The sequence below is a fragment of the Micromonospora globispora genome (genome assembly GCF_003857015.1).
Classification (GTDB): Bacteria; Actinomycetota; Actinomycetes; order Mycobacteriales; family Micromonosporaceae; genus Micromonospora; species Micromonospora globispora.
In genome coordinates this window covers 1-13976 of record NZ_QGGF01000054.1, presented here as the reverse complement: position 1 = coordinate 13976, position 13976 = coordinate 1, and the positions used below count along the sequence as shown (strand labels likewise).

Sequence of the window (13976 nt, the reverse complement as noted above, 5' to 3'; positions counted from 1 at the left end):
GCACGCCCACGCTCGACGCGGCGACCACCGGCGTGACGCCGCGGGCCACCGCCGCCCGCCCGCCCGCGTCGAGCAGGTCGTTGAGCTCCCCGCCCGGCCGAGGGCGCACCCGCAGCGCCACCTGGTAGCCGGCGGCCACCGGCAGGCTGACCATCCGGTCGATCCGGTTGCCGTCCTCGGAGTCCCGGGCCAGCCCGCCGTCGCAGATCGGCCGCCCCTCGTCGAACACGCAGGCCGAGGCGCCCGGGGCGGCGGTCAGCACCACCGCTGCGGGGCTGCCGGTGGCCGGTGGCACCGGCACGTCCAGTGTGCGCTCCGCCTTGACGCCGGGAATGGCCAGCTCGGCGATGCCGACGCCGCCGAAGCCGGCCCGGATGTCGAAGACCTGGTCGATGGAGACCCGTACCCGGCGGGTGGGGTAGCCCTCGGGGAGCGTGACCACCGTGCTCTGGCCCGGGTTGTCGACCACGGTCTGCTGCCGCCCGGCGGTCACGGTGATCTTCGTGGGCAGCGAGTCGGCGCCGGTGTCGAAGGTGATCCCGACCTTGCGGACCACCTGCGTCTCGGTCAGTTCCACCTCGAACCACTGCTGGGTGGCCACCGTCCCGGGGGCCGACCGCCAGGACGTCCCCGGGTCACCGTCCAGCGCCGCGTACGGCTGGTGCGCGGGCCGGCCCCCGAGCAGAGGCTGCGCGTCGGACCACGAACTCGACGCGCTGACGCCCTCGATGCCCAGGTACCGGACCGTGGTCGCCTGCGCATCGCCCCAGTCCGGCAGGTAATCCCGGGCGGGCGCGCCGAGCTGCCCCTGCTCGGTGGCGGTCATGGTGGCGGAGACGTTGTCGTGCGGCTGGCCGAAGGCCACCTCCCGGCGGCGCATCCCGTCGGTCAGCAGCACCGGTCCGCCGGTCAGCTCCTTCGGTCGGTCGCCGGCGAGCACCGCCGGGGCGGCCGTGAGCTGACCCGCGGCAGCCGCCGAGAGCAGCGACTCCGGTCCGCCGACGACCGTGGTCAGCCCGGCCGCGTCGTACGCGGCGACGGGGCTGACCGACCCGGTCACCTCGTACACCTCCAGGGCCGGCACCTTGACGTCCAGCCCGTGGTCCACGAAGTTGCCGGGAAGCTCACCGCCACCCACCTCCGGCCCGAACGCGCGCACCGCCCGGATGCCGGGCGACCGCTGGAGCGCCTGCCGGACCACCACCGGCTGGATGGCACCGGAGTGCCCGTAGTCCAGGTCGGAGCGGAGCAGCAGGTAGCGGACGCCGGAGCGGGCCAGCAGCGCGGCCAGGCCGGCTGACCCCTCCCCGTTCGCGAGCGCCGACTCGACCGCGTCCAGCAGCCGGATGGTGCCCGGCGGGGTGAGCGGCACCGAACTGCGCACCCCCCAGCGGCTCTCCAGCAACGGCTGGGTGATCTCGTCACTCGGGCTGCCCCACAGGTAGCGGGGGAACCGGGCGGCCGGCACCACCAGCACCCGGTCCTCCCCGAGGTTCTTGTCCAGCCAGGATGTGGCCTGCCGCCAGTAGCCGGGGACGTCCCGGAAGCTGCCCTGCGCGGCGAGCCCACCGGCGAGCGCCGGGCTGGCCACCGCGGCCACCGCGAGCAGCGCGGTGCCGGTGACCAGGCCGGCCCGCAGCCGGACCGGCTGGAGCATCCGGGGCAGCCCCGGGTTCAGCTCCGGCCGGTCCGCGACCCGGGCGGCCCGCAGCACGAGACCGACCAGGTGGGCCAGGCCGAGGATCAGCGGCAGCCGCAGCACCACGTCGAACTTGTGCACGTTGCGCAGCGGCGCGCCGGCCGCGTCGAGGAACGCCCGCTGCGTCTGCGCGCCGAAGCCGTCGACCGTGGCGACGTGGCCGAGACCGACCAGGGCCAGCCCGACCAGCAGGCCGGTGACCAGGAACCGCCGGTGCGGCATGCCCCGGCGGGCCAAGCCGGCGATGCCCAGACCGGCCACCACCAGGGTGGCGACGACCAGTGGCCGCTCGGTGGCCAACCGCCAGCCGGCCGTCCACGGGGGCCCGTACGCCCCGTTGAGGTACGCGTGCCAGTGCGAGGCGCCACGCAGCACGGTGACCATGTCGGTGGGTCCGGTGGTGACGGGTCCGGTCTCGATGTAGTCCAGGAACGGCGGGCTGTACCGGCCGAGCAGCAGCAGCGGTACCAGCCACCAGGCGGTCGCGGCGGCCACCGCGAGCCCCCAGGCCAGCAGCGCCTTGATCCGCAGCCGGGCCGGCTGCAGACCGAGCAACCACAGCCCGGCCAACGGCACCACGGCCAGTACGGCGGTCGCGTTGACCCCACCGGCGCACGCCACCACCAGGGCGGAGCGTGTCACGGCGCGGCGCACCGGCGCCCCCTCGGCGAGCCCGACCAGCGGGATCAGCACCCAGGGCGCGAGCGCGGTCGGCCACGCCTCCACCGAGATCGGGCCGATCTCGGTGATCAGCCGCGGTGACAGCGCGAACGCGACGCCGGCCAGCAGCCGGGCCCACGGCGTGCCGATGTGCAGCCGCCCGGCCAGCCGGACCACGCCGGCGAAGGCCACGATCAGCAGCAGCGCCCACCAGAGCCGCTGCACCACCCAGGCCGGTACGGCGAGCAGCTTGCCGACGAGGAAGAACGGCCCCATCGGCCAGAGATAGCCGTACGCCTGATTCTGGAGCTGCCCGAAGGTCCCATCCGGGTCCCAGACGTGCAGGGCGCGGCTCAGCCATCCGGCCGGATCGATCGCCAGGTCGACCTTGGTGTCGATGACGGTCATGCCGGGGTCCTGGAGGAAGGCCAGGGCGGTCAAACCGAGACAGACCGCAATCAAGCGGAGCCGCCAGACGGCTTTCGATGTCCCCTGCACCCCTTCGACCGGCTCCCGACGGCCCGGCGCCTGCAGCATCTCGCCTCCGATCGGGCATTGCGGGTTCCGTGACGCAGCCCATAGTGTGACGCGACCGCGAAGACTACTCGGCAGTAGGAGTGGACGTTGGAAGCACCGGCTGCCGCCACCCGGCACGTACTGTTCCTCAACTGGCGTGACACCCGAAACCCGGAGGGCGGCGGCTCCGAGGTCTACGTCGAGCGGATCGCCGGGGAACTCGTCCGGCGCGGCCACCAGGCCACCCTGCTCTGCGCCCGTCACTCCGCCGGCCCCGCCGAGGAGGTCACCGCCGCCGGCGTACGGGTGCTGCGGCGCGGCGGCCGGCACACGGTCTACCTGCGGGCGGCGCTGGTCTACCTGGCGGGCGCCCTCGGCTTCGGCCCGCTGTCCCGGCGCGGCGGCGGCCGGCCCGACCTGATCGTGGACGTCGGCAACGGCCTGCCCTTCCTCTCCGCCCTCTACGCCCGCCGACCGGTGATCGCGCTCGTGCACCACGTGCACCGCGAGCAGTGGCCGGTGGTGCTGGGCCGCGGGCTGGCCACCTTCGGCTGGTGGGTGGAGTCCTGGCTCGCCCCGCGGGTCTACCGCCGCTGCCAGTACATCACCGTCTCGGCGGCCACCCGGCGGGAGCTGGCCACCCTGGGCATCGACCCGGCCCGGGTCGCGATCGTGCACAACGGCACCCCGGACATGACGGTCGGCCCGGTGCCGCGTACCCCGCACCCCTCGCTGGTGGTGCTGGGCCGGCTGGTCCCGCACAAGCAGGTCGAGGTGGCCCTGCAGACGGTCGCCGCGCTCGCCACCGAACTGTCCGAACTCACCCTCGTGGTGGCCGGCCAGGGCTGGTGGGAGCCGCAGCTGCGGCAGTTGGCCGCCGACCTCGGCGTCACCGACCGGGTGCGGTTCACCGGCTTCATCAGCGACGAGGAGAAGCGGACGCTGCTGGCCGGCGCCTGGGTCGCGCTCACCCCGTCACTGAAGGAGGGCTGGGGGCTGACCATCGTGGAGGCCGGTGCGGTCGGTACGCCGACGGTGGCCTTCCGCGGCGCGGGTGGGGTCGAGGAGGCGTTGGTCGACACGGAGACCGGCCTGCTCGCCGACGACGTCGACGACTTCGTGGCGAAGGTGCGGCGGCTGCTGGTGGACGACGCGTACCGGGCGGCGATGGGTGCCGGGGCGCGGGCCCACGCGGCGCGGTTCACCTGGCCGGTGTCGGGAGAAAAGTTCGCGGCCCTCGTGGCGAGGGCCGCGAACGTGCCGGCGCTGGCGCCGGTGAAGCAGATGGAGCCGGTGGAGCCGTCCTACCTGGTGCCGTAGACCAGCGGGGTGTTGCCGCTGGCGTTGCCGCTGCCGGAGCCGGTACGCGCCGCCTGCTCAGCCTTCGCCGCCTCGGACGAGGGCGTACCGTGCAGCTGGCTGGCCAGCGCCACCGTGCCGAAGACGCCGAGAGCGAGTGCGATCACTCCGGCCAGGACCAACGAGAGAGCACTGCGCATGGTTGCTGTATTCCTCCTCGTGAGCTGCGTGGCTCGGGACGTTACCACCAAGTAGGCAGCGAAAGGAGGGCCGCGAGGGCGATCAATCCCGCCGGCACGGCCAGGGTTCTACCGCTGCCGGGCCGCCGGGTTCTCGTACAGGGTCAGGTCGTCGCCCGCGTACACCTCGCGCAGTCCCGCCAGCATCGCCGGGTCCACCAGCGGGCCGCCGGCCAGCCGCTGCACCACCACCCAGCGCACTCCCGTCACGGCGGCCGGTGCGCCGCCCGCCAGGACCTGCCGGACCTCGGCGACCCGCCGATTCTCCCCGGCCACCTCCGTGTCACCCACCCAGAGCGTGTCGTCGACCAGCACGTCCGCGTCGACGTACCGGGGCAGCGGGTCGAGCACCGTCCGGGCACCGTTCCACGGGTACGCCCGGTAGGCGCCGAATGGCAGCGACAGCACCTCGCCCGGCCGACCGTCCAACCGGGCGGCGACCGCGTCCCAGTCCGCCGGGTACTCCACCGGACGCAGCCGGCCGGCGACCCCGAACGCCAGGTCGGGCAGCAGCGCCACCGGCAGCAGCAGCGCACCGGCCAGGACCGCCGCCGCACCCGACCGGCCCAGCCGGGCGGTGACCGCCTCGGCCAACCGTTCCGCGCCGAGGGCGAACCCCAGGGCGACCAGCAGGGCGTACGGGACCAGGAACTTCTGCCCGTCGCGAAGCACCCCCGCGCCGGGCACCGTGGCGACCAGCCACTCCAGTCCCGCGGCGACCCCGGGCAGCACGCCGAGCGCGGCGGTCACGAAGGAGGCGGCGGCCAGCCCGGCCAGCCGGTCGGCGAACCCGCCCGGCCAGCGCCGGCGCAGCAGCCGGTAGCCGAGGACGGCCAGCGCCAGCAGCAGCACAGTGCCGATCGGAGCCAGCGGCGACGATCGGCTGACCGGGGTGGTCTGCGCGTTCCAGATGCCCCCGGTGCCGGCCAGCGCGCCGAACGCGCCGCTCCAGTTCTCCGCCCGGGCGGAGAAGGCCGCCACGCCGTCCGGGTCGGTACGGGCATCCGCGCCGGTGAGCACCCCCGCAACCAGCCACGGCGCGTTGAGCAGCAGCACGCCGCCGACCGCCGCCGCGGTCACCCGGACCGCACCCCGCCTGACCAGCAGCACGGCCGTGGCCGCGAGCGCGATCAGCCCGCCGGTGGGGGTCACCGCGGCCGGCGCGGCGGCCAGCAGCAGCGCCGGCAGCGCCCGTCGGCGGCCCTCCCGTACGCCCAGCGCGGCGGCCACCAGCCAGGGCAGCGACCCGTACGCCAGCAGCAGCCCCCAGTGCCCGATCAGCAGTCGTTCCGCCAGGTACGGCGTCCAGGCGTAGCCGACCGCGGCGACCAGCCGGGTGACCGGGTGCCGGGCCGGCACCAGCCGACCGGCGCCGATCGCGGCGAGCAGCAGCACGGCGGCGACCACCACCCGTTGCAGCAACCATCCCGGCACGGCCTGGGTGGCCAGCGAGACCAGCGCGTCCAGCGGCACCGCCCGGGGCAGCGACGCCGACGGCGCGACGAGTTCGGCGCGGAGCGGCTGATGCGGCACGAACACCATGTCGTAGCTGAGCACGTAGCCGGGCGCCGCCAGCGGGGCCAGCACCACCAGCGTGACGACCAGACCGACCCCGGCGAGCATCGACCTTTCTCGCAGGGTTGACCTCCTCATTACGCTGGCCGGGCGAGGGCGCCGGGCGTGGCGACACTGTACGCGCGCCCGCTGGTGGCCGGCAGAGCCGGCGCGACACGGGGCGGTCATGGGGAGAGAGTCGGACGGACGGGGTGCCGGGCTGGGCGTCGCCGGTGTCGCGGTGACGCTGGCGGGCGTCTTCGTCAACGGGTTGGCGTACGTGGTGCCGGTGCTCGGCGCCCGGCACCTCGCCCCGGCGGAGCTGAGCGCGCTCGCCACCCTGCTCGCGCTCGGCTCGATCGGCGGGGTGGCGAGCACCGGCCTGCAGATCGCGGTGGCGGTGCACCGGGCCCGGCACGGGCGCGCCCCGACCGCTCGGCCGACCGTGATGACCGTCGGTGTCACCGCCGCGCTGCTCGCCGTGGGACTGCCGGTGGCCGCCGGGCAGCTCCGGCTGGCCGGCACCGCGGTCCTGCTGCTCGGCGTGCTGACCGTGGCGGTGGTGGCGGCCGGGCGGTGGCTCGGCGAGCTGCAGGGCGACCAGCGTTTCCTGCGCCTGGCCGGCGGCATGGCGCTGCTGGCCGCCGGCCGGTACGGCGGCATGGTCGCCGGGCTGGCGCTGGGCGGCGGGCTCACCGGTTCGCTGCTGGCCGGCGCGGTCACCTCGGTGCTGGTGCTGGCCCTGCTGGTCCGGCTCAACCGGGGCGCGGGCATCGACCCGACCGCCCCGACGCTGGCCACCCGCACCGTGCTGACCGCCGGCGCCGCGACGCTGGCGATGCTGGTGGTCTCGTACGCGGACCTGCTGCTGGCCCGCCGCTTCCTGCCGGCCGACGCCTCCGGAGCGTACGCGGTCGGCACGGTGCTGACCAAGGGCGCGCTCTGGGCCCCGCAGGTGGTGACGGTGATCGCGCTGCCCCGGCTGGCCCGCGGCGACCGGCGGACGCTGGTCACCGCGGTGGCCCTGGTCGCCGCGTCCGGGGCGGCACTGGTCCTGGCCGCCGCGCTCGCCGGCGGGCTGGCGTTCCGGCTGGCCGGTGGGCCGGGCTACGTCGACCAGGGCCGCCACGCGGTGCTCTTCGCCGGCGCCGGCGCGCTGTACGCGCTGGTCTTCGTGCTGATCAACGCCCGGGTCGCGGCCGCCGCCCGGTGGCCGTCGGCGCCACTGTGGGTCTCCACGGCGGCCTTCGTCCTCGCCGTCGTCACCGTCGTGCCGCACACCGTGCCCGGTATCGCCGGCGCCGCCCTGGCCACCGCCGCGGTCACCGCACTGGTCACCGGGATGCTCGCGTTCCTGCAGAAACCGTCCGCGCGGGCAACTTCCACCCGTCCGGCCGCTTCCGTGACGACCGGGGGGCATGACACGCTGCCGACCGAGTGACCAGTGGACGGGGGTTCTGGTGACCGGATCGGCCAACGGCGGCTGGCTGACGCGTGCCCGCCGGCACAGCCGATGGCTGCTGCTCGCCCTGCCCGCCGCCGTTCTGCTGGCGGTGGGCCTCGCCGTCGTTCCCGACCAACCGTCGGACGACCGCGGCGTCTCCGCCGCCCGCCTCACCGCCCTCTTCGACCGGTACGGCGACACCTCCGGCCGGTGGAACGGCGCGGACCGGACCGCCTCGGTCACGTTGCCCGACGGCCGGACGCTCTGGCTCTTCTCCGACACCTTCCTCGGCCCGATCCAGCCGGACGGCTCCCGGCCGCGTACCGCGCCGTTGATCAACAACTCGGCGGTGGTGCAGCAGGGCGACGAGCTGCGGGAGACCGTGCACGGCAGGTCGGCCGCGGACCCTGCTTCGCTGGTACCGCCGCCCGCGGCCGACCAGTTCTACTGGATCGGTGACGCCACGGTCGCCGGGCAGAGCCTCCAGGTGCTGGTGAACCGCTACCGGCGGACCGGCTCGGGGCCGTTGGACCACGCCCTGCTCGGCACCGCCCTGGCCACCTTCGCCCTGCCCGCGCTGACCCCGACCGGACTCCGGCCGCTGCCCCTCGGGTCCGGGATCTCGTGGGGCTCGGAGCTGCTCCACGACGGCGGCCACACCTACGTGTACGGCACGGAGACGGTCGGCCAGTCCCGGTTCGCGCACGTCGCCCGGGTCGACGGCGGCGACCTCGCCGGTCCGTGGGAGTTCTGGACCGGCTCGAACTGGTCCCCGTCGGAGGAGGCGTCGGCGCGGCTGCTCAGCGGCGTCGGCACCGCGTACGGGGTGCAGCGGGTGGCCGGCCGGTACGTCCTGGTGACCCAGGAGAGCAACGTCGTCTTCAGCCCCGACCTGGTGGCGTACACGGCGAACTCGCCGACCGGGCCGTTCGAGGGGCCGGACTACCTCTACCGCGCCCCGGAGAACGCCGAGGGGCACATCGTCTACGACGCCGACCTGCACCCCGATCTGGCCCGCCCCGGCCGGCTGCTGATCTCCTACAACGTCAACGACCTGGACGACGCCGTCACGTACGCCGACGCGGGTGTCTACCGTCCCCGCTTCGTCGAGGTGGCCTGGCCCCGCCGCCGGCCCGACCCGGCGGACCTGCCCCCGCCCCCCGCCGGCCTGACCGCCGTGGCCGACGGCGCGGGGCACGCCCGGCTGACCTGGCGGGCCCCCCGGGCCGACGACGAGCTGCGCTACCAGGTGCACCGGCGGGACGTCACCGCCGGCCAGACGCATTTCGTCCGGCTCGGTGAGCCGGTCACCGGCACCGGTCTGTCGGCCGACTTCCTGGTCAACGGGCACGAGTACGAGTTCCGGCTGACCGCGGTCAGCGGGCGGGGGGAGAGCCGGCCGTCGACGGTGGCCACGATGACGGCACAGGTTCCGCCGCCACCGCCGCCGGTCGGCGTACGGGCCGTGGCCGGGGTCGCCGGAGACGTCGCGCTGCACTGGGACCCGGTGCCGTTCGTGCAGCTGTTCCGGGTCCAGCAGCGCAACCTGACCACCGGTCAGCAGGACCGGACGCTGGTCGGTACGCACACCGGCACCACCGCCACCATCCGCTCGCTGCGGCACGCCCAGACGTACGAGTTCACCGTGATCGCGGTCGGCGGGGGCGGCGACAGCCAGCCGTCGGCCCCGGTGCGGGCAACCGCCTACGTCACCCCGCCGCCCGCACCGACCGGGGTCACCGCGACCCCGCAGCCCGACGGCACGATCGCCCTGACCTGGAACACCCTCGGTCCCGGCGTCTCCTACCGGGTGTACCGGCGGGACGTCACCGCCGGGGAGACCAGACTGATTCGGCCGTCGCTGGACACCCGGGCCGAGCACACGGCCGGCCAGCTCGCCCATGACCACGAGTACGAGTTCGCGGTGACCGCCGTCAACAGCGGCGGCGAGGGGCCGAAGTCGGCTCCGGTTCGGGCCCGGGCCCGCTACACGCCGCCGGGCACCGCCCCGACCCGGCTGCGCGCCGAGCCCGGCCGGGGCTCGGTCGAGCTGACCTGGCGGTCGGCGAACCCGAGCCGGTGGTACCGGGTCTACCGGCGGGACCTGACCGCCGAGGAGCGACAGTTCTCTGTCGAGGAGATCGCGGTCCTGGGCGAGCGGGCCACCATCAACGGGCTGCGCAACGGCCACGAGTACGAGTTCGCGGTGGCCGCCGTCAACCAGGCCGGGCCCGGACCGCTCAGCGAGCCGGTCCGGGTCACGCCGGAGCTGCCCACCCCGACCGCGCTGACCGCCACCGCGATGGGCAGCGGCGAGGTCCGGCTGAGCTGGCGGTCGGCCGGGCCGGGCATCTTCTACCGGGTGTACCTGCGGGACACGACCGCGGGTGAGGCGTGGCGACCGGACCCGTACCCGGTGCCCGGCACGAGTCACACCGCGGTGCTGCTGACCCGCGGCCACCGGTACGAGTTCCGGGTCGTCGCCGCCGACGGCACCGACGAGAGCCGGCCGACCGACCCAGTCGCGGTGGTGGTGCGGTGAGCGCCGGAATCAGTCCCCGGCGGTGAGCCAGGTGCCGAGCAGGTGACGGTCGATCGAGTCGATCCGGCCCAGCGGCCGCCCCGCCGCGGACCGGGCCCGCAACTCCTCCCGGGTGAACCAGCGCGCCTCGACCAGTTCCTCGCCGTCCACCCGCACCTCCTCGGCGGCCGCGGTGGCCCGGAACCCGACCATCAGCCCGGCCGGGAACGGCCACGCCTGTGAGCCCTGGTACGCCAGGTCGACCACGGTCACTCCGGCCTCCTCGGCCATCTCCCGGCGTACCGCGTCCTCGAGGCTCTCGCCGACCTCGACGAAGCCGGCCAACGTCGACCAGGAGCCCTCCGGCGCACCCCGGTGCCGGGCCAGCAGGCAGCGGTCCGGTGCACCGGGCGCCTCCACCAGGACGATGATCGCCGGCTCGATGCGGGGGAAGAACAGCCGCGCGCATCCGGCGTCGGCGCAGGAGCGGGTGTGGCCGCCGTCCCGGCCGACGGTCACCGCGCCGCAACTTCCGCAGTACCGCTGCCCCCGGTGCCAGTGCAGCAGCCCCCGGGCGTACGCCTGGACCGCCGCCTCGGCCGGCCCCAGCCCGCCCACCAGCGACCGGACGTTCACCGCCTCGGCCGCCCCGGCCAGCTCCAGCGCCTCCTGCTCGCTCCGGCCGGAGAGGTCGACCGCGAACACCGCCACGCCGCCGTCCAACCCGAGGAACACGGTCTCGTCCGCGGCGGCGAGCAACCCGGCGGCCTCGACGGCACCCCTGCGGACCGGGGTCCGCTCCGCCGAGACGAGGCAGTGATCCCGCCAGAGCGGCAGCAGCACGGTCTCCCGGTCGGCCAGCCGCGCCGCAATCCACCCCGGGTCGGTACGCCGGGCGCCCGCCCGGTCCAGCCACCCGCCGCCGTACGCCAAGATCCGCTCGTCGGTGTGCACCTGGACACCGTGCCACGACCTGGACCGCGCGTGGGGACCGGGCGGGGAGGGCGTCGGGTGACGATCGCGACAGCACCCGGTGACCGGCCGACACGCTGCGGTAAGGCTGCCGGGCCGGAGACTCCCGGCCGGCCCGACCGTTGGTTACCGTAGGTGTCTTCCGGGTGGGACAAGCGTTTCCCCACGTGGTACTTCCCGATCGAGGTTGCTGTGACGCTGTACGGCGAAAAACTGCCGCCCGCCGACGACCGGCCCACGGTGCAGGTCACCGCGGTGAGCTGGCCGGGCGACGAGCCGGATCCCACTGCGGGGGGCGGGCGGCCCACGGGCGGCCGGTCCCGTCGCGTGCGGCTCCTGCTCGCCGGCGGGGTGGTCGCGGCCGTGCTGGCCGCGGTGGGGGGTGCCGGCGCGTACGCGTACGCCGGGGACGTGCCGCGCGGCACCATGGTGCTCGGTGCCGAACTGGGCGGCCGCAGCCGGGCGGAGGCGGCCCGTGAGCTGCGGGCCGAGCTGGAGCGCCGGGCGGCGGCGCTGAGCGCCCCGGTGAGCGTCAAAGTGGGCGAGCAGACGACCCAGGTGAAGCCGGCCGACGTCGGCCTGGCGGTGGACGTTGACGCGACCGTCGCGGCGGCCGCCGCCGCGGAGGCCCACCCGGTGAGCCGCCTGCTCGGCTCGCGCACCGTCGACCCGGTGGTGACGGTGGACCCCGCTCGGCTCGACGCCGCGCTCGGCAGGGCGATGGGCGCCCAGGGCCGGGAAATGACCATGCCGGCGATCATCTTCACCGGCACCACACCGAAGCCCGTCTACCCGAAGCCCGCCCTGACCCTGGACCCGCCCGGCTCGGCGGACGCGGTGAAGAAGGGCTGGCTCAGCGGCCAGCCGGTGACCGTGCCGCTGGTGGAGAAGCACCCGGCGACCACCCGCGAGGAGGTCGACCGGCTGGTCACCGAGCTGGCGAAGCCGGCCGTGGCCGCGCCGGTGACGCTGGCCACCGACAAGGGCTCGGTCACCATCTCGCCGACCGCGATCGCGCGCAGCCTGCGCTTCTCCGCCGACGCGACAGGGAAACTGACCCCGCGGGTGGACGTGAAGCGGCTCCGCACCGCACTCGGGGACAAGCTGGCCACGATCGAGGTGGAACCGAAGGACGCCGGCCTGAGCATCGTCAGCGGCAAGCCGAAGGTCGTGCCGGGCAAGGCCGGCCAGCAGCTGGACTCGGACGCGTTGAGCCGCGATCTGCTCGCCGTCCTGCCGAAGGCGGACGGTCGGACGGTCACCGCCCAGCTCAAGCCGGCCGAGCCCGAGCTGACCGAGGCGAAGCTGGCCGAGTTGGGCATCAAGGAGCGGGTCTCCACCTTCACCACCCGGTTCCCCGGGGGCCTCTCCTCGCCGCGCAGCCAGAACATCGTCCAGGCCGCCAAGGACGTCGACGGCACGATCGTGAAGTCGGGCGAGACGTTCTCCCTGAACGGCCACACCGGCGAGCGCGGCTACGACCAGGGCTACCAGGACGCGCCGACGATCGTCGACGGCAAGCTCGTGCCCGGCGTCGGTGGTGGTGTCTCGCAGTTCACCACCACGCTGTTCAACGCGACCTACTACGCGGGGCTCGAGGACGTCGAGCACAAGCCGCACTCGTTCTACTTCAGCCGGTACCCGTCGGTCATCGAGTCGACGATCTACTACCCGGCCCTGGACTTCAGGTTCCGCAACAACACCCCGCACGGCGTCCTCATCGACACCTCCTACACCTCCAGCACGATCACCGTGTCGATCTGGAGCACCAAGATCTATGACAGCGTCAAGACCGAGTACAGCCCGCGCCGGAACATCACCCAGCCGAAGACGGTCTACCTGGAGCCGGGGCCCGATTGCATCGAGGCCGCGGGCAGCGAGGGTTTCACCCAGGACGCCTTCCGGGTCATCACCAAGGACGGCAGGGTGATCAAGCGGGAGAAGTTCAGCTGGACGTACCAGCCCGAGCCCCGCTTCATCTGCGGTCCCAAGCCCACCTCCTGAGCAAGGCACACGAAAGCCCCGCCGGCCGGTCGCCGGCGGGGCTTCCTGTGTCGTACGACGTCAGGGGCGCGCCTCGGCCAACCCCCGGCGTACGCCGTCCGCGTCGCGGTTGGTGCCGTAGACCGGGGTGTCGGGCTGCTGCCGCCAGCTCTCGTCCAGCGTGCCGGCGTCCACCGGGTCGAAGCCCAGCTCGTCCACCAGCCCCATGACGATCTGCTTGGCCTCGGCGTCGTCGGCGGCCACCGGCAGCGCGATCCGGCCGTCGGAGCCGGCCGGGCGTCCGCTGTCCATCAGGTCCGCCGCATGAATGCTGTTGAACGCCTTCACCACCCGGGCGCCCTTCAGGTGGCCCGCCGTCCAGCGGCTGGAGCTGAGGCTCCGGTCCAGCAGCTCGGGGATGTCACCGTCGCGCTGGGAGTAGTAGTTGTCGGCGTCGACGACAACCTTGCCTTGGAAGAGCTCCGCGGGCGCGAGCTGCGGCACGGCCTTGACGGGAACGGCGACGACGACCACTTCCGCACCCTGCACCGTCTCCTCGAGGGTGCCGGCCGTGGCGCCGGTCTCCTCGGCGAGGTCGGTGAGGCTCTGCGGGCCGCGCGAGTTGGTGACGGTGACGTCGTGACCCAGCGCGCTCAGTCGACGCGTGAGGGTGCCACCGATGTGCCCCGACCCGATGATTCCGATCTTCATGACCACTCCTGCCTCCGCCAGCGCCTGGCGGTCAGTTCCGGCCGAACCATCAGCAGGTACCCCGACAGCTCCGCCCGATAGCGGAAGAGGCGTATGCCACGTCCCGTTTGTGTGCCCCACCACCGCGGGGAACGCCGCCGCAGACGGGTTCCCGCACCGACGGTACCGACGGGGCCGGGCTCGGTCAGGGGGATCGAGAAATGCGTGGAAACGCAGTCAGGGCCACCCCGAAGGGTGGCCCTGACTGGAATGATTGTCCGGCGGTGTCCTACTCTCCCACACCCTCCCGAGTGCAGTACCATCGGCGCTGGAGGGCTTAGCTTCCGGGTTCGGAATGTTACCGGGCGTTTCCCCTCCGCCATGACCGCCGTAACTCTA

8 protein-coding genes, 1 rRNA gene and 1 pseudogene are annotated in these 13976 nt (G+C 74.3%); 4 read left to right on the top strand and 6 right to left on the bottom strand.

Annotation, left to right across the window (positions count from 1 at the left end):
* A partial coding sequence (locus DKL51_RS01650; protein ID WP_260428337.1) for an alpha-(1->3)-arabinofuranosyltransferase occupies positions 1–2767 on the bottom strand: 2767 nt, incomplete at its 3' end.
* A 216-nt stretch (positions 2768–2983) separates the two neighbouring features.
* On the opposite strand from DKL51_RS01650, the gene DKL51_RS01645 reads away from it, so the two are divergent.
* Entirely contained in the window at positions 2984–4195 is a 1212-nt protein-coding gene (locus DKL51_RS01645) for a glycosyltransferase family 4 protein (protein ID WP_124811650.1), read from the top strand.
* Here DKL51_RS01645 and DKL51_RS01640 read toward each other — a convergent pair.
* Both DKL51_RS01640 and DKL51_RS01635 read right to left on the bottom strand, forming a co-directional pair.
* Positions 4180–4374 carry a hypothetical protein gene (locus DKL51_RS01640; protein WP_123809585.1) on the bottom strand — a complete coding sequence of 65 codons (195 nt, stop codon included), beginning with the start codon at positions 4372–4374 and terminating at the stop codon, positions 4180–4182. The two genes, DKL51_RS01645 and DKL51_RS01640, sit on opposite strands and share 16 nt — an antisense overlap.
* 120 nt (positions 4375–4494) lie before the next feature.
* Positions 4495–6036 (bottom strand): annotated as a pseudogene (locus DKL51_RS01635) (MmpA family trehalose lipid delivery protein); the annotation flags it as partial.
* 118 nt (positions 6037–6154) lie between these two features.
* Between DKL51_RS01635 and DKL51_RS01630 the strand changes: the two are divergent.
* Both DKL51_RS01630 and DKL51_RS01625 read left to right on the top strand, forming a co-directional pair.
* Positions 6155–7408: a polysaccharide biosynthesis protein gene (locus DKL51_RS01630; RefSeq protein WP_109946503.1), complete on the top strand. Its 1254-nt coding sequence runs from the start codon at positions 6155–6157 to the stop codon at positions 7406–7408.
* Positions 7409–7427: 19 nt separating this feature from the next.
* Positions 7428–9953: a DUF5005 domain-containing protein gene (locus DKL51_RS01625; RefSeq protein WP_221623112.1), complete on the top strand. Its 2526-nt coding sequence runs from the start codon at positions 7428–7430 to the stop codon at positions 9951–9953.
* A 9-nt stretch (positions 9954–9962) separates the two neighbouring features.
* On the opposite strand, the gene nudC is transcribed toward DKL51_RS01625, so the two are convergent.
* Positions 9963–10886 (bottom strand): NAD(+) diphosphatase, encoded by a 924-nt coding sequence (gene nudC, locus DKL51_RS01620; RefSeq protein ID WP_124811648.1) that lies wholly within the window; start codon positions 10884–10886, stop codon positions 9963–9965.
* A gap of 210 nt (positions 10887–11096) precedes the next feature.
* On the opposite strand from nudC, the gene DKL51_RS01615 reads away from it, so the two are divergent.
* A complete protein-coding gene (locus tag DKL51_RS01615) occupies positions 11097–12908 on the top strand; it encodes a VanW family protein (RefSeq protein ID WP_124811647.1) in 1812 nt (603 codons plus the stop codon).
* Positions 12909–12968: 60 nt separating this feature from the next.
* On the opposite strand, the gene DKL51_RS01610 is transcribed toward DKL51_RS01615, so the two are convergent.
* Positions 12969–13598 (bottom strand): NADPH-dependent F420 reductase, encoded by a 630-nt coding sequence (locus DKL51_RS01610; protein WP_109946499.1) that lies wholly within the window; start codon positions 13596–13598, stop codon positions 12969–12971.
* Positions 13599–13853: 255 nt separating this feature from the next.
* Positions 13854–13970: ribosomal RNA gene (gene rrf / locus DKL51_RS01605) — 5S ribosomal RNA — on the bottom strand.
* Between the last annotated feature and the right edge of the window lie 6 nt (positions 13971–13976).

Coding starts and splice junctions, on each gene's coding strand:
- DKL51_RS01610 (WP_109946499.1), bottom strand. CDS start 13,598: ATGAAGATCGGAATCATCGGGTCGGGGCACATCGGTGGCACCCTCACG.
- DKL51_RS01630 (WP_109946503.1), top strand. CDS start 6,155: ATGGGGAGAGAGTCGGACGGACGGGGTGCCGGGCTGGGCGTCGCCGGT.
- DKL51_RS01640 (WP_123809585.1), bottom strand. CDS start 4,374: ATGCGCAGTGCTCTCTCGTTGGTCCTGGCCGGAGTGATCGCACTCGCT.